Origin of the sequence: Nocardioides sp. QY071, from assembly GCF_029961765.1 — a bacterium.
Classification (GTDB): domain Bacteria; phylum Actinomycetota; class Actinomycetes; order Propionibacteriales; family Nocardioidaceae; genus Nocardioides.
The window spans coordinates 1,746,061-1,760,769 of sequence record NZ_CP124681.1 but is presented as its reverse complement, the minus strand read 5'-3'; the positions used below and the strand labels follow the sequence as shown (position 1 = coordinate 1,760,769).

At 73.1% G+C, this 14,709-nt stretch carries 12 protein-coding genes; 2 read left to right on the top strand and 10 right to left on the bottom strand.

Translation table 11 applies throughout. The annotated features are described in order from the left end of the window. Positions 1 to 9: 9 nt before the first annotated feature. From QI633_RS08470 to QI633_RS08445, 6 genes are all read right to left on the bottom strand, one after another. Complete coding sequence (locus tag QI633_RS08470) at positions 10 to 1,056, bottom strand: maleylacetate reductase (protein WP_282428672.1); 1,047 nt, start codon at positions 1,054 to 1,056, stop codon at positions 10 to 12. Next, positions 1,053 to 2,972 carry a dioxygenase gene (locus tag QI633_RS08465; RefSeq protein WP_282428671.1) on the bottom strand — a complete coding sequence of 640 codons (1,920 nt, stop codon included), beginning with the start codon at positions 2,970 to 2,972 and terminating at the stop codon, positions 1,053 to 1,055. The genes QI633_RS08470 and QI633_RS08465 overlap by 4 nt, the downstream gene beginning before the upstream one ends. After that, a complete protein-coding gene (locus QI633_RS08460; RefSeq protein WP_282428670.1) occupies positions 2,969 to 4,522 on the bottom strand; it encodes a bifunctional 3-(3-hydroxy-phenyl)propionate/3-hydroxycinnamic acid hydroxylase in 1,554 nt (517 codons plus the stop codon). The genes QI633_RS08465 and QI633_RS08460 overlap by 4 nt, the downstream gene beginning before the upstream one ends. 85 nt (positions 4,523 to 4,607) lie before the next feature. Continuing rightward, positions 4,608 to 5,606 carry an AraC family transcriptional regulator gene (locus QI633_RS08455; protein ID WP_282428669.1) on the bottom strand — a complete coding sequence of 333 codons (999 nt, stop codon included), beginning with the start codon at positions 5,604 to 5,606 and terminating at the stop codon, positions 4,608 to 4,610. Positions 5,607 to 5,630: 24 nt separating this feature from the next. Then, on the bottom strand, positions 5,631 to 6,740 hold the full coding sequence (locus tag QI633_RS08450; RefSeq protein WP_282428668.1) for a homoserine O-acetyltransferase: 1,110 nt from the start codon (positions 6,738 to 6,740) through the stop codon (positions 5,631 to 5,633). Then, a complete protein-coding gene (locus QI633_RS08445; protein ID WP_282428667.1) occupies positions 6,737 to 8,023 on the bottom strand; it encodes an O-acetylhomoserine aminocarboxypropyltransferase/cysteine synthase family protein in 1,287 nt (428 codons plus the stop codon). The genes QI633_RS08450 and QI633_RS08445 overlap by 4 nt, the downstream gene beginning before the upstream one ends. 104 nt (positions 8,024 to 8,127) lie before the next feature. On the opposite strand from QI633_RS08445, the gene QI633_RS08440 reads away from it, so the two are divergent. Then, positions 8,128 to 9,084 carry a Rossmann fold nucleotide-binding protein gene (locus QI633_RS08440; RefSeq protein WP_282428666.1) on the top strand — a complete coding sequence of 319 codons (957 nt, stop codon included), beginning with the start codon at positions 8,128 to 8,130 and terminating at the stop codon, positions 9,082 to 9,084. On the opposite strand, the gene QI633_RS08435 is transcribed toward QI633_RS08440, so the two are convergent. Next, entirely contained in the window at positions 9,065 to 10,228 is a 1,164-nt protein-coding gene (locus tag QI633_RS08435; protein ID WP_141799575.1) for a glycosyltransferase family 1 protein, read from the bottom strand. The genes QI633_RS08440 and QI633_RS08435 overlap by 20 nt on opposite strands. 122 nt (positions 10,229 to 10,350) lie before the next feature. Here QI633_RS08435 and QI633_RS08430 point away from each other — a divergent pair, with 122 nt between their 5' ends. After that, on the top strand, positions 10,351 to 12,075 hold the full coding sequence (locus QI633_RS08430; RefSeq protein ID WP_282428665.1) for a TIGR03767 family metallophosphoesterase: 1,725 nt from the start codon (positions 10,351 to 10,353) through the stop codon (positions 12,073 to 12,075). Between the two features lie 217 nt (positions 12,076 to 12,292). Here QI633_RS08430 and QI633_RS08425 read toward each other — a convergent pair whose 3' ends face one another. The 3 genes from QI633_RS08425 to QI633_RS08415 form a co-directional block, all read right to left on the bottom strand. Further along, on the bottom strand, positions 12,293 to 13,102 hold the full coding sequence (locus QI633_RS08425) for a GNAT family N-acetyltransferase (protein ID WP_160158291.1): 810 nt from the start codon (positions 13,100 to 13,102) through the stop codon (positions 12,293 to 12,295). Between the two features lie 8 nt (positions 13,103 to 13,110). Then, on the bottom strand, positions 13,111 to 14,250 hold the full coding sequence (gene rlmN / locus QI633_RS08420; protein ID WP_282428664.1) for a 23S rRNA (adenine(2503)-C(2))-methyltransferase RlmN: 1,140 nt from the start codon (positions 14,248 to 14,250) through the stop codon (positions 13,111 to 13,113). A gap of 65 nt (positions 14,251 to 14,315) precedes the next feature. Continuing rightward, positions 14,316 to 14,687, bottom strand: a complete 372-nt coding sequence (locus QI633_RS08415; RefSeq protein ID WP_141799578.1) for a hypothetical protein — start codon at positions 14,685 to 14,687, stop codon at positions 14,316 to 14,318. Positions 14,688 to 14,709: the final 22 nt, after the last annotated feature.

Below are 14,709 nucleotides of genomic sequence, written 5' to 3'. Positions count from 1 at the left end.
AGACACGGCCTAGCCGCGCCAGGCGGCGTCGAGGATCGCCTCGAGGTCGGCCCGGGTCGGCGCGACCGGGTTGCTGTACGGCGCCGCGAGGACCTCGTCCGCGACCCGGGCGAGGTCCTCCTGCGCGACACCCAGCGCCCGCAGTCCCTCGGGCACCCCCACCGCGCCGGCCAGCGCGCGCAGCGCGCCGGGGACGTCCTCGGTGTCGAGCGCGCGACGCAGCACGGCATCGGCCTCCGGAGCGGCGGGCAGGTTGTACGCCGCGACGTGCGGCAGGACGATCGCGTGCGTCTCGGCGTGCGGGAGGTCCAGCATGCCGCCGAGGACGTGGCACAGCTTGTGGTGCAGGCCCATCGTGGTCGCGCCGAGGCAGGCGCCGCACAGCCAGGCACCCTCGAGGGCCAGGCTCCGTGCGGCAGCATCCGCGCCGTCGGCGACCACCATGGGGAGCGCAGCCGCCAGGTCGCGCACCCCGCGCTCGGCCATCGCGCTGACCACCGGCGTGCCGTTGGGAGCGTAGAGCGCCTCGACGGCGTGCGCGATCGCGTTCAGCCCGCTCGGCCCGGACACGGCGGCCGGCAGCGCGTGGGTGAGGTCGGGGTCGTAGAGCACCGCGCTCGGCAGCACGACGGGGTCGCGGCCGGTCGTCTTCCGGCCGTCCTCGGTCAGGCCCCAGACCGGCGTCATCTCCGAGCCGGCGTACGTCGTCGGCACGGCCAGCGACGGCAGGCCCAGCCGCAGCGACAGCGCCTTGGCCAGGCCGATCGTCGAGCCGCCGCCGATCGCGAGGCAGCCGTCGGCGCCGACCTCGGCGACCACCGACTCCGCAGCAGCGACCGTCGCCACCGGCACGTGCATCCGGGCACCGTCGAAGGTCCCCGCGGCCCGCTCCCCCAGCAGGTCGGTGACCCGCGCCGCGAGCGCGCCCTGCCGGGGCGTGGAGAGCACGAGCACCCGGCGCAGGCCGAGCCGGTCGACCTCCTCGGCGACCTGGTCGACGGCTCCGGAGCCGAAGACCACCCGCATCGGCAGGGACTCGTGGACGAACCCGGTCACGCTGTCTCCTCACGTCGCTCGCCAGCCAGCTGCACCTCGAAGTGTGCCCGACGGAAGGGCGCGCGCACGCCGTACCTCTCCGCCTCGTCGGGGTCATCGACCACCGCGAACTCGCGGACCAGGCTCTGCTTGACCGCGAAGACCGCGTCGCTGTCGAGGTACGGGCTGTCGGCGACGAACAGGTGCGTGGTCAGAGGTTCGAAGCCGGCGGCGTCGACGATCAGGTGCACGTGCGCCGGCCGGTACGGGTGCCGTTCGCTGGCCTCCAGCAGCCGGCCGACCGGGCCGTCGGTCGGGATCGGGTAGTGCGAGGGCACCACCGTGCGGAACCAGAACGCACCGTCGGCGTCGGCCGTGAACATCCCGCGCCCGTTGCCCGCCGGCTGTACGTCGGGCCGCTGGACGTCGTAGAAGCCGTCCTCGTCGCACTGCCACACGTCCACGCTCGCCCCGGGGACCGGCCGGCCGTCGATGTCGACGACCATCCCCGTCACCACGGCGGGCCGCTCGAGACCGACCTCGCTGATCGAGTCACCGAGCGCACGACGCGGTGACGCGGTCATGTGGAACGGGCCGAGCACGGTGCTCTCCGTGCCGTGGTCGCCACCGTTGAGCGTCTCGACGAGCATCGAGACCCCGAGCACGTCGGACAGGAGGACGAACTCCTGCCGGGTGTCGTCGCACGTTTGCCCGACCGCGGTGAGGAAGTCGATCGCCTGCTCCCACTCGGGGTGGGTCGGCCGCACCTCGCCCACCAGCGCGTGGACGTGCCGGGTGACCGCGTCGAGCACGGCGCGGGTCCGCGGGTCCGGCGTCGCGGCGAAGCTCGCCCGGACCTCGTCCAGCAGAGTGGCGCGCGGCGGGGCGAGATGGTCGGCGAACCAGTCCGCGACGACCGCGTTGCGCTCCTCGCCGTGCCGGTAGACCGTGTGGTCGCCGTCCTCCCACTCTCGCAGCGTCGCCTCGCCGAGCGCCGCGTCCAGGAAGGGCTGCTGCTCCTCGCGCGAGACGATCGGGTCCTGGCCGCCGTGCACGACGAGCACCGCACCCGTGATCCGGTCCCTGGCCTGTAGCGCGATCCGGTCGAAGTTGGCCCGGACCTCGGCCTCCCCGGCGCCGCCGAGCATCGCCGCGGCCTGCTCGTCGAAGGTCCGGAAGCCCAGCAGCCGCGGGCGGGCGGGCGCGCCGTTGACGCAGACCGCGGAGATCCGTGGGTCGCTCGCGGCCGCCGTACCGGCGAACAGGCCGCCCATGCTGTTGCCCCAGATCCCGACGCTGCCACCGAGCGAGGGGTCGGCGAGGACGTGGTCCACGAAGGTGGAGTACGCCGCGCGCACGTCCACGTCGAGCAGCACGCCGCCACGCATCCGGGTCTCCCCCTGCCCCGGCCCCTCGACCAGGAAGGCGGCCACGCCCCGGGCCAGCAGGGCGTCGGCGGCGCGCAGGTAGGTCGCCCCCCAGCCGCTCTGCCCGCCGAGCACGATGACCGTTCCCCGCACCGGCCCGACCGGGCGGACCAGCCAGCCGAAGAGCCGGCCGTCGCCGAAGGGCAGGGTCACCTGCTCCCAGGCCGGGTCGGCGAGCGCGCCGGCCCTGGCGACGGTCGCGGTGAACCGTGCGTAGAGCGCGACGCGGTGCGGGCTGTCGTCGTTCCACGCCATCTGCGCGAACAGCAACGCCGCGGCCGACCAGCGGAAGGCCTCGCGGGCGGTCACGACCTGCCCGGCGGCCAGCGCCTTCTCGGCCTGGGCCGCGCGGTCGCCGGCGATCGCGACGAGTGCCTCGTCCCACGGCGTGCCCGCATCGGTCGCGTCCCGCAGCCGTCGTACGTCCGCGGCGGCCAGGCCGCCGTCGATCATGCGCTCCGGCGACATGGACCGCCACAGCACGTCGGCCGGCGGTGTCACGGGGGTCACGCGACGGTCCAGTCGAGCCGCTCGCGGAGCTGGGCGAAGGCGGCCGGCAGGTCGGCCCGGGCACCGGCCCAGAACAGGTGGTGGTCGGGGCGGCCGAGGAACGCCTCGACGCCGTGCTCGGCGAACCATGTGGCGTAGGTGCCGTCTACGTCGGTGACCGTGTCGAGCGAGGCGGTCACGACGCCGAGCTTGTCGAGGAACGCGAGGTCCGTCGCGTCGAGCGACACAGCGGTCGTCGTGACCAGGTTGAAGCCCCGGCCGAGGACGTCGTCGAACAGCCCCGCGACGTCGCCACGGCGCACGACGCCCTGGGGCGTCAAGGTTCCGGCGAGCGGGCTGACCGCACCTGCCCCGTCGTGGTGGACGACACCGGCCACCAGGGTCGGGAACGGCGGCGGAGGCGGCACGTTGCCCGTGCGGAACGCCTCGTCGCGGGCAGCCGCCTCGGCCGGGTCGTGGGTGTTGGCGACCTTGCCGAGCGCGGTCGAGATCTCGGTGATCGCGGTGGCGTGCGGCCGGCGCTCGGCCTCGTAGGTGTCGAGCAGCGACTCGTCCGCAAAGCCGCGCAGGACCAGGTCCAGCTTCCAGGCCAGGGTGATGCCGTCGCGCATGCCCGAGCAGGCGCCCTGGCCCATGTACGGCGGCGTCGTGTGCGCCGCGTCGCCGGCGAGCAGCACCCGGCCCTCGCGCCAGCGCTCGGCGATCCGGCCCTGGAAGGTGTAGACGACCTGCCGCAGGATCTTCACGTCCTCGGGGCCGAGGCCGTGTGTCTCGGCGAGCCACTGCCAGGCGAAGGCCGGGTCCTCATAGGCCGCCTGGTCCTCCCCGGGCAGCACCGCGAGCTCGAAGCGCTGCCGGCTGCGGCCGATCGGCATGAACATGTGCCCGCGCTCGGGGTCGCAGAACTGCGTCGTGCGCGTGAACCGCTCGGGCAGCACGCGCAGCTGCTCGGTATCGACGTTGAGCCAGCGGTCGTCGACGCCGTTGTCACTGCGCTCGATCCCGAGTGTGGCGCGAACGAAGCTGTTGGCGCCGTCCGCCCCGACGACGTACGACGCCGTGACGGTCCGCTCCTCGTCGGCGTGCGACCACTGGCCGGTGCGCGACTGGCTCCACGGCCGCGCGGTCACCTCGACGCCACCGTCGTGCTGGCGCAGGTTGACGACCGACCAGCCCTGGTTGACCTCGACGCCGGCCGCGCGGGCGCCGGCATCGACGGCATCCTCGATGTCGGGCTGGTACATCGAGATGTGCGCGGGGTGTCCGGCCGACGTACCTCTCCAGTCGAGCTCGACCAGCAGCTCGCCCGCACCGCTGAAGTAGCGGTAGTAGTCGAGCGGCCGCGCGTCGCGCAGCGCGTGGTCGAGGTCGCCGACCGACGCGATCACCCGCGCCGTCTCGCCGTCGATGTGGGTCAGGCGCGGCAGGCCGTAGAGGCCGGGCCAGCGCTCGAAGACGACCACGCGGTGGCCGGCCTTCCCGAGGGCAGAGGCCAGCACCAGGCCGGCCGGTCCGTATCCGACGATCGCGACGTCGTACTCGTTGCTCATGACGGCGACGCTAGGTTCGCGACGCCGTCGCGACGATCCGCTTCGCGTCAGGGTGATCCGGTGAGCGACAGGAGTGTGCGGACGGTCACTGTGGGGCGGCGCGCAGGGTCGTCGAGGGGCTCTCGCCGTAACGCTCGAGGTAGGCGCCCGCGAACCGCGGGACGTGCGTGAAGCCCCACCGCAGCGCCACGTCCGCGACCGTCAGCCCGCTTCTCGGTACGGCGGCCCGCAGGTCCGCGTGGACCCGGGCGAGCCGCACCTGCTGGAGGTACTGGCGCGGCGTGACGCCCACGTGGTCGCGGAAGTGGCGCTGCAGCGAGCGCGCGCTGACGCCCGCCTCCTCGGCCAGCCGCTCGACCGAGAGCTCCTCCTCGGGGTGCGCCTCGATCAGGTCGACCACGCGCTTGACCGGGGTCGGCCGGTGCGCGCCGTGGCGCCGCTCGGCGAGCTGGTCGCTGTAGTTGTGGGGTTGGGCGAGCAGCAGCCCGGTCATCAGGAACCCGGCGAACGGGTTGGCCTCGTCGACGGTCCCGGCCAGCCCCAGCGGTTCGTCGAGGTCCTCGACCAACAGTCGCACGGCTCGCGCCCACGACGCCGCGGCCGGCGCGCGCAGGTCCATCGCCATCCCGAACCGGATCGGCGCGACCACGGTCCGGCCGAGCAGCTGCTCGAGGTGCCTCTCCAGCGCGTACCGCTCGAACCGCACGTGCAGCTGTCGGTAGTCGTCGCTCAGCCTCATCCGGGCCTGCATCCGCGGCGAGATGATCCCGGCCGTGACGTCGTCGACGACGACCTCGTCGTCGCCGCACGAGATCAGGTTGCGTCCGCCCCACGACAGGTTCACGTCGTAGTAGTCGACCTGCTCGGTCAGGGTCGCGCCGAGCTCGGCGCCGCGGTGCTCGCCGTACACGAGGGACAGCGAGCCGAGCGGCGCCACCGCGACCGAGGCGCGCTCGACGCGTCCGGCGTGGTCGAGCGGTGCGAGCCGGTGGGGCGTGAGCGCCCGCGACACCGAGGCGCGGAACTCGTCGAGGTCGTCGGCGTCGACCACCGAGAACCGCTCGAGCACCGGGCGGGTCGTCATCTCGCCATGGTAGGGCGGGCTCCGTCAGCCGAGGAAGGATCGCACCAGGTCGTGGTAGCCGCGCGGCTCCAGCAGGAACGAGTCGTGGCCCCACGGCGAGGCGACCTCGGTGTGGTCGACGGTGACGCCGCGGGCGGCCAGCTGGTCACGGATGCGCAGCGAGTGGGCGGTCGGGAAGCGCCAGTCGGAGTCGAAGGAGACCAGCCGGAACCGGGTCGACGGCACGACGTCCGGGTGGGCGGCGAACGGGTCGAAGTAGTCCATCGGCCGGGTCAGGTGGAGGTACGACAGGGCGTCGAAGCGCGCCAGGAAGCTCTCCCCCTGGTGCTGCAGGTAGTGCTCGACCTCGAAGTCGGCGGCCAGCCGCTTCTCGGTGCCGGAGGTGTCGCGGGCGTGACCGAACTTCGCGGCCAGCGACTGTCCCGAGACGTAGGTGATGTGGGCCATCATCCGGGCCACCTTGAGACCGTGGCGCGGCGTGACGCCGTGCTCGGCGTACCGGCCGCCGTGGAAGTCGGGGTCCTCCAGGATCGCGGCCCGGGCGACCGCGGAGAACGCGATGTTCTCCGTGGTCAGCCGGGAGCTGGCGGCGACGACGACCGCCCGGTCGATCCGGTCCGGCTCCTGCAACGCCCACTCCAGGACCTGCATCCCGCCGAGCGATCCGCCGACGGCAGCGTGCAGGCGTTCGATGCCGAGCTGGTCGAGCAGGCCGCGGTGGGCCGCCACCAGGTCGGCCAGGTCGAGCGCCGGGAAGTCGGGGCCGTACGCGCGGCCGGTCGCCGGATCGGGCGACGACGGGCCGGTCGTGCCCGAGCAGCCGCCGAGCAGGTTGGCGCTGACCACGAAGAGGCGGTCGGTGTCGAGCGCCTTGCCGGGCCCGATCAGGTTGTCCCACCAGCCGGGGCGGCGGGCACCCTCGTGCCACCCCGCGGCGTGCGCGTCACCGGTGAGGGCGTGGCAGACGAACACCGCGTTGTCGCGGGCGGGCGACAGCTCGCCGTACGTCTCGTAGGCGACCTCGACCTGCGCGAGCTCGGCGCCGGAGGCCAGCACCAGCGGGCCGTGCTGCGTGAGCACGGCCCGCCGGGTGGTGACGAGCCCGACCGAGCCGGTCGCGGCGGCAGTGCTCACTTGGCCGCGATCAGCGCCTGCTCGAGGTCGGCGATGATGTCGTCGACGTTCTCGATGCCGACCGAGAGCCGCACCAGGTCCTCGGGCACCCCGGCCGCCTCGAGCTCCTCGGGCGTGAGCTGCGAGTGGGTGGTGGTCGCGTTGTGCACCGCCAGGGACTTGGCGTCGCCGATGTTGACCAGGTGGCTGAACAGCTCGAGCGACTCGATGAACCGCTTGCCGCCGTCGCGCCCGGACGTCAACCCGAAGGAGACCAGGCCGCCGTACCCCTTGCCGGTGAAGAGCCGGTTGGCGAGCGCGTGCGACGGGTCGGTCTCCAGGCCCGGATAGCTCACCCACGCCACCGCCTCGTGTCCCTGGAGGTACTTCGCGACGGCGAGCGCGTTCTCGCTGTGCCGCTCCAGGCGCAGGTGCAGGGTCTCCAGCCCCTGGAGGAACAGGAACGAGTTGAGTGGCGCGATCGCGGCGCCGGTGTTGCGCAGCAGCACGGTGCGGGCGCGGATGATGTAGGCGAGGTTGCCGACCGCCTCGGTCCAGACCACGCCGTGGTACGCCGCGTCCGGGGTCGTCAGGCCCGGGAACCGGTCGGAATGCGCGGCCCAGTCGAAGTTGCCGGAGTCGACGATGACGCCGCCGATCGAGGTGCCGTGGCCGCCGATGTACTTGGTCGCCGAATGCACCGACACGTCGGCGCCGTGGTCGAAGACCCGCTCGAGGTACGGCGTCGTGACCGTGTTGTCGACGACGAGCGGAAGGCCCTCGGCGTGGGCCGCGTCGGCCCAGGCGCGGATGTCGACGACATTGATCCTCGGGTTGCCGACGGTCTCGGCGAAGACCAGCTTCGTCCTCCCGTCGACGTGCTGGGCCAGGTCCTCGGGCCGGTTCGGGTCGACGAAGCGGACCTCGATGCCGTACTGCGGCAACGTGTGCGCGAACAGGGCGTAGGTGCCGCCGTACAGCGTGGAGATGGCCACGATGTTGTCGCCGGCGTAGGTCAGGTTGAGCACCGCGTAGGTGATCGCCGCCGAGCCGGACGCGACCGCGAGGGCCCCCACGCCGCCCTCGAGCTGCGCCACGCGCTCCTCGAACGCCGACTGGGTCGGGTTCATGATCCGTGTGTAGATGTTGCCCGGCTCGGCCAGCGCGAACAGGTTGGCGGCGTGCTCGGTGTCGTTGAAGACGTACGACGTCGTCTGGTAGATCGGCACCGCCCGCGCATTGGTAGCGGGGTCGGGCTGCTCCTGGCCGGCGTGCACGGCGAGGGTCTCGGGGCGGTGGGTCATCGCGGGCTCCTTGTCGGTGGCTGCTTTCTGACTTAACTGTAGTTAATTACTCCATTTTGTCCGGAGGGGCTGTCCGCAGGATGGACTCCGATAGGTTCCGGAGGGTGAGGAGACCCCGCACCCGCAGCGTCGTCGTCGAGTGCCGCACGGACGACGACCACGCCCTCGAGGCCGGGGCGGGGGCCGTCGCCGGCACCCACGTCGCCGGCCTCGACATCACGCGGACCCGGCTCTACACCGCCGACGAGCTGTACGACGCGCCGCGCTACGCCGACACCTTCGACGGCCGCGCCTACCAGTGGGCGCTGGCCACCTCAGGCCCCGCGGAGGCCCTGGCCGAGGTGCTCCACGACCAGGCGATCGACAACGCACTCGGCGCGTGGGTCGCCGGTGTGGGGCGCGGCCTGGTGGGCGTCATGGGTGGGCACGCGGCGGACCGCGGCACCCCCGGGTACGCCGAGGCGGCCCGCCTCGGCGCCCTGCTCGGCCGCGACCACGTGGTCGCCACCGGCGGCGGGCCGGGCGCGATGGAGGCGGCCAACCTCGGCGGCCGGCTGGCCGCCGCTCCCCCGGAGGCGCTCGCCGAGGCGCTGCGGCGGGTGGCCGCCGTACCGTCCTTCAAGCCATCCGTCGACGAGTGGGTGGCCGCCGCCCGTGGGGCGCTCGCGCTGGTCGCCGACCCGACGCCGTCGCTCGGCGTCCCGACCTGGCACTACGGCCACGAGCCGCCGAACCTGTTCGCGACCGCGATCGCGAAGTACTTCCGCAACGCCCTGCGCGAGGCGATCCTGCTGATGGTGTGCGACGCCGGGATCGTGTTCCTGCCCGGCGCCGGCGGCACGGTCCAGGAGATCTTCCAGGACGCGTGCGAGAACTACTACGCGAGCGACGACGCCGTCGCGCCGATGGTGCTCGTCGGCCACCGCTACTGGACCGAGGAGCTCCCGGCCTGGCCGCTGCTGCGGGCCCTGTCCCGTGGTCGTGCGATGGAGCAACACGTCCATCTCGTCGACACGGTCGAGGAGGCAGCGGACCTCTTCGTCAGGCAGCCCGTGCGCTGACCGCGCAGCCGAGCACCGCGCGGTAGTGGGCGACCAGCTGCTCGTTGATCGCGTACCAGGACCGCTCCTGCACGGCCCGGACGGCGGTCGCGGCCATCCGGCCGCGCAGCTCGACGTCACCCGCCAGCCGGTCGACGCACGCCGCCAGGTCCGCGCCGTCGCCGGGACGGTAGAGCAGGCCGGAGGCGCCGTGCGCGACGACGTCGACCGGGCCACCGGCGGCCGGGGCGACCACCGGGACGCCCGAGGCGAGCGCCTCCTGCGCGGACTGGCAGTAGGTCTCGTAGCGGCCGGTGTGCACGAACACGTCGAGCGAGGCATAGACCCGGCTCAGCTCGTCGCCGTGCAGCAGGCCCAGGAAGCGCGCCCGGTCGCCGAGCAGGCCGCGCAGCCGCTGCTCCTCGGGCCCGCCGCCCACGACCACGAGCGCATAGCGCGGGTCGTCGGCGAGGTGGGTCAGCAGGTCCAGCTCCTTCTCGGCGGCCAGCCGGCCGACGTACCCGACCAGCAGGCGGCCGTCCGGGGCGAGCCGCCGGCGCAGCGCCCGGTCGCGGTGCCGCGGGTGGAAGGCGACCAGGTCGACGCCGCGGCCCCACCGGTGCACCTCGGGAACGCCCAGCGCCTCGAGCTGGTCGATGCTGGCGGTCGACGGCGCGAGCGTGCGGTCGACGTGCTGGTGGATGCGCCGGGTCAGGCCGGCCGCCGCACGCACACCGCCGGGGACGTCGTACCGCTCCGCGAAGCCGACCAGGTCGGTCTGGTAGATCGCGACGGTCGGGATGCCCAGCTCGCCGGCGGCGCGGGCGGCCTGGAAGCCGAGCGTCGCGGGCGAGGCGATGTGGACGACGTCCGGGCGGAACCGCAGCATCCGCTGGCGCAGCCGCCGGCGGGTCTCCAGGCCGAGCCGGAAGTCCGGGTAGAACGGCAGGTTGGCGCCACGGGCGCGACGGACCCGGAAGCCGGCGTAGGTGTCGGGGCCGGTCGGCGCCACGAGCTCGGCGTGGTGACCTTCCGCCGCGAGGTGCTCGAGCACCCGACGGACCGAGTTGGTCACCCCGTTGACCTGCGGGAGGAAGGACTCGGCGACCACCAGGACGCGGAGCTTGCTCCCCAACTGCCGGGCCTCACTCATGGCCTCACTCATGCCACCGACGCTAGGCAGCGCCCGTCAACAGGAGGTCGGACCTGCGCGAGTGTCCGGCGACCCTTTCGTGAACGCCAGGGGTACGACGTGACCCGGCTCACCCCCGCGTCGTTGCCTGCTTCGTGGAGATCTCTCGCCGAAACCTGATCCGCAACGCCATCGCCGCCGGCGGTCTCGCTGCCGCCGCCACCACGCTCCCGGGCGTGCTCCGCTCCGCCGCCTCCGCCGACCCGGCCCCGGCTCCCGCGACCCTCGGCCGGACCTTCGCCTACGGCCCAGCCGGCACCGGCGGCTACCGCTCGGTGATCGCCGCCTCCGGCGAGCCGCACCTCGCGCGCACGGCGCTGGGTGTGCTCAGCGACGCCGGTCGCGCCGGCCGCCGCCAGGGCCTGATCTCCTTCGTCCAGCTCAGCGACGTCCACGTCGTCGACGCCCAGTCGCCGCTGCGCCTGGAGTGGACCGACCGGCTCGACGACCCGAGCCCGCTCCCCTCGACCGGGCTGTTCACGTCGTCGTACCGACCGCAGGAGATGCTCACCGGTCACGTCGCCGACTCGATGGTCAAGGCGATCAACCGGATCGGCAGCGGCCCGGTCACCGGCAAGCCGCTCGCCCTTGCCATCCAGACCGGTGACAACTCGGACAACTCCCAGCTCAACGAGGTCCGCTGGAACATCAACCTCCTCAACGGCGGACCGGTGCGCTTCGACTCCGGCAACCAGAGCCGCTGGGAGGGCGTGGCCGACAACGCCCCACTGACCTACGACCCGGCGTACTGGCACCCCGAGGGCAACCCTGCCGGCAAGCCGGTCGACCACCCGCGCGCGGAGTACGGCTTCCCGGTCGTGCCCGGCCTGCTCGACGCCGCCCGCCGCCCGTTCACCGCCGAGGGCCTGACCATCCCGTGGTACTCCGTCTTCGGCAACCACGACGGCCTCGCCCAGGGCAACTTCCCCGCCTCCACGCTGCAGCTCAACCTGATCGCGCTCGGTGCCCTCAAGATCGTCTCGCCGCCGCTCGGCCTCGACCCGGGCCAGCTCCTCCAGGACCTCACCGCTGACCCCGGCGCCGTCCTCACCGGCCTGCTCAGCGGGGTCACCAACGCCGGCGTCCGGGCCGTGACCCCCGACCTGAACCGCCGCCTGCTCACCCGCAAGCAGATCGTCGAGCAGCACTTCCTGCTCGGCGGCGCACCCTTCGGCCACGGCTTCACGAGCACCAACCGCCAGCAGGGCACGGCGTACTACTCCTTCGACCAGGGGCAGTTCCGGTTCATCGTGCTCGACACGGTCAACCCCAACGGGTACGCCGACGGCTCGCTCGACAAGACCCAGTTCGCCTGGCTGAGCGCCCTCCTCGCGCAGTCCTCGGACAAGGTGGTGCTGGTCTTCAGCCACCACACCTCCGACACCATGGGCAACCCGCTGATCGCCACCGGCGGCTCGTTGGAGACCCGGGTGACGGGTGCGAAGGTGCTCGACGCGCTGCTCGCGACGCCGTCGGTCGTCGCCTGGGTCAACGGGCACACCCACCGCAACAAGATCACCCCGCGCCCACGCACCGGCGGTGGCGGACTGTGGGAGATCACCACGGCCTCGCACATCGACTGGCCACAGCAGGCCCGGATCATCGAGGTCGCCGACAACCGCGACGGCACCCTGTCGATCTTCACGACCATGGTCGACCACGCCGGCCCTGCCTCCGCGGGCGCCGGCACGGCGAACGCCGAGCAGCTCGCCGGCCTCGCCCGCGAGCTCGCCGCCAACGACTGGCACGACCACGGTGCCGGGCTCGGCAGCCCGGACGACCGGAACGTCGAGCTGCTGGTCGGCAACCCGCTGGCCTGAGCCCCTTGTAACTAAGTGTTACGTCACGAAAACGGGTGCAACAACACCCAGGTAGGTACCACACCACCCAGGTAGATGGGTTTGGCGGCAAGACCTGCCTCTGAGCGTGGCCGGCTGTCACAGAGACGCGCTCGTCGGCGACTACCCGGGTGCTGTGGCCGCTACCCGGGCGTTGTGGCAGCAAGAATCGCGCTGTAACACTTAGTTACAAGCGCCCTCAGCGGACCGGGAGCAGCCAGGACCGCTCCTGCCCGTGCGCGGTGAATCCCGCACGGCGCAGGATCGGTCCGGACGTCTGCACCCGCCCCTTCACGATGGCCAGGTCGGCGCGGTGGTCCGCGGCGTACCGCAGCCGCGCCGCGAGCACTGCCCGGTAGACACCTCGCCCCCGCGCCTCGGGCAGCACCGCCCCACCCCACAGGCGCCCGTCCGCCCCGACGACGGTGAGGCCGCCGGACCCCACCGGCCGGCCCCCGGCGTACGCCACCACGGCTCCGCCGCCCCCGCTGGCGACCTTGGCCGCCTCCCCCGGGAAGACCGCCTCCAGCGTGGCCCGGTCGGTCGGGGTGCCTCCGAGCACCTCGGTGGTCAGGCGGACGGCGTCGACGAACACGTCGAGGTCATTGCTCCAGCGCAGCTCGACGTCGGCCGCGGGTGCCGCCGCTCCCGCGTCGGCCTCGGTGAGGTCCAGCGCCAGTACGTCGACCGTCTCGTCGAGCACCGCGCCCCGCCCGACCAGCTCCCGCTCCAGCCCCTCCGGGGCATCGAGCCGCACCCACCACGCCACCTCGGCCGTGGCCGGCACCGCCGGATCCACCAGGTCCCGGGCCCGTGCGAGCACCTCGTCGACGACGGCGCCGACCGGGCGGCCAGGGTCGCCGCTGCGGGTCCACGCGACCTGGACGGGCCGCTCGTTCCAGTCCGGGTGGCGCACCAGCAGGTACTCCTCCGCCTCGACCCGCGGCGCCCCTGCCGGGACGAAGACCCACGCCGCGCTCGCGGCCTGCACCCGCTCCCGAGCCGGCACGCGGGCGACTACTCCGCCGCGGCGAGCTGCCCGCAGGCCGCGTCGATCTCGCTGCCCCGCGTGTCGCGCATCGTCGTCGCGATGCCCTTGGCCTCGAGGCGGCGCACGAACTCGGCCATGTCCTCCTCGCGCGAGCGGGTGAACTGCGAGCCCGGCACCTCGTTGAGCGGGATCGGGTTGATGTGGACCCAGCCGGTGCCGCGACCGTCGCCGGAGAGTACGTCAGCCAGCAGGTCCGCGCGCCAGCCCTGGTCGTTGATGTCACGCATCAGGGCGTACTCGATCGACACCCGCCGCCCGGTCTTCGCGAAGTACTCGTAGGCCGCGTCGACGGTCTCGGCGACGGAGAACCGGGTGTTGATCGGCACCAGGTCGTTGCGCAGCTCGTCGTCGGGCGCGTGCAGCGACAGCGCCAGGGTCACCGGGATGCCCTCGCCCGCGAGCTGCCTGATCCGGGGCACGAGGCCGACGGTCGAGACCGTGACGTGGCGGGCGGACAGGCCGAGCCCGGACGGGGCCGGCTCGGTGAGGCGGCGTACGGCGCCCAGGGTGGCCTTGTAGTTGGCCAGCGGCTCGCCCATGCCCATGAAGACGACGTTCGAGAGGCGGCCCGGCCCGCCGGCGACGTCGCCGTTGGCCATGGCGCGGGCGCCGACGACGACCTGGTGCACGATCTCGGCGGTGGACATGTTGCGCTGCAGGCCACCCTGGCCGGTCGCGCAGAACGGGCAGGCCATGCCGCAGCCGGCCTGGCTGGAGATGCAGATCGTGGCGCGGTCCTTGTAGCGCATCAGCACCGACTCGACCAGGGAGCCGTCGAAGAGCTTCCACAGCGTCTTGACCGTCTTGCCCTTGTCGGCGCTCTGCTGCCGGATCGGGTCCATCAGGTCCGGCAGGAGCGCACCGACCAGCTCGGCACGCTGGCCGGCGGGCAGGTCGGTCATCTCGGCGGGGTCGTGGACCAGCCGGCCGAAGTAGTGCATGCCGAGCTGCTTGGCCCGGAAGCCCGGGAGGCCCATCTCGACCAGCAGGTCCTTGCGCTCCGCCTCGCTCAGGTCGGCGAGGTGCCGGGGTGGCTTCTTGCGCCCCCGCGGCTCGGTGAAGACGAGGGGAAGCGGGCGCGGCTGCGCGTCGGGCTGCTCGGACATGGCCCGACGATTCTCCCACCCGGGAGCGCGCCCGCCCAATCCCCCGCGGCGGGCCCAGTCTCGACTCAGGCGTCCTTGTTGAGCAGGAACCACACGACGGCGGCCCCGACCCCGACCACGACGACCAGCGTGGCGACCATCCCGAGCAGCATGTAGCGGCCGAACCGGCGGGTGTGCTGCGGCACCAGCATCCCGATCGGCACCACGAACATCAGCAGCACGAACGGGAAGAGCTCCTCGACCCGCTTGTAGCCGGCGACCCACTTGATGATGGCGGCGTACAGGCCGGGCACGACGATGACCGCGACCATGCCGGTGAAGAAGCCGGCGAGCGGGAAGAAGACGGGGTGCCCGCGGTGGAACCAGTCGGGGCGCCGGGACCTCTCGTCCAGCGTCTCCGCCTCGCCGCCCACGCGGTCCTCGCCTGCCTCAGTCATGTCCGGGCGATCGTAGCGGCCG

Bases quoted from the DNA above. Each gene is read 5' to 3' on its own strand.
- QI633_RS08435 (WP_141799575.1), bottom strand. From the start codon at position 10,228: ATGAGTGAGGCCATGAGTGAGGCCCGGCAGTTGGGGAGCAAGCTCCGC.
- QI633_RS08445 (WP_282428667.1), bottom strand. From the start codon at position 8,023: ATGACCCACCGCCCCGAGACCCTCGCCGTGCACGCCGGCCAGGAGCAG.
- QI633_RS08415 (WP_141799578.1), bottom strand. From the start codon at position 14,687: ATGACTGAGGCAGGCGAGGACCGCGTGGGCGGCGAGGCGGAGACGCTG.
- rlmN (WP_282428664.1), bottom strand. From the start codon at position 14,250: ATGTCCGAGCAGCCCGACGCGCAGCCGCGCCCGCTTCCCCTCGTCTTC.
- QI633_RS08455 (WP_282428669.1), bottom strand. From the start codon at position 5,606: ATGACGACCCGCCCGGTGCTCGAGCGGTTCTCGGTGGTCGACGCCGAC.
- QI633_RS08460 (WP_282428670.1), bottom strand. From the start codon at position 4,522: ATGAGCAACGAGTACGACGTCGCGATCGTCGGATACGGACCGGCCGGC.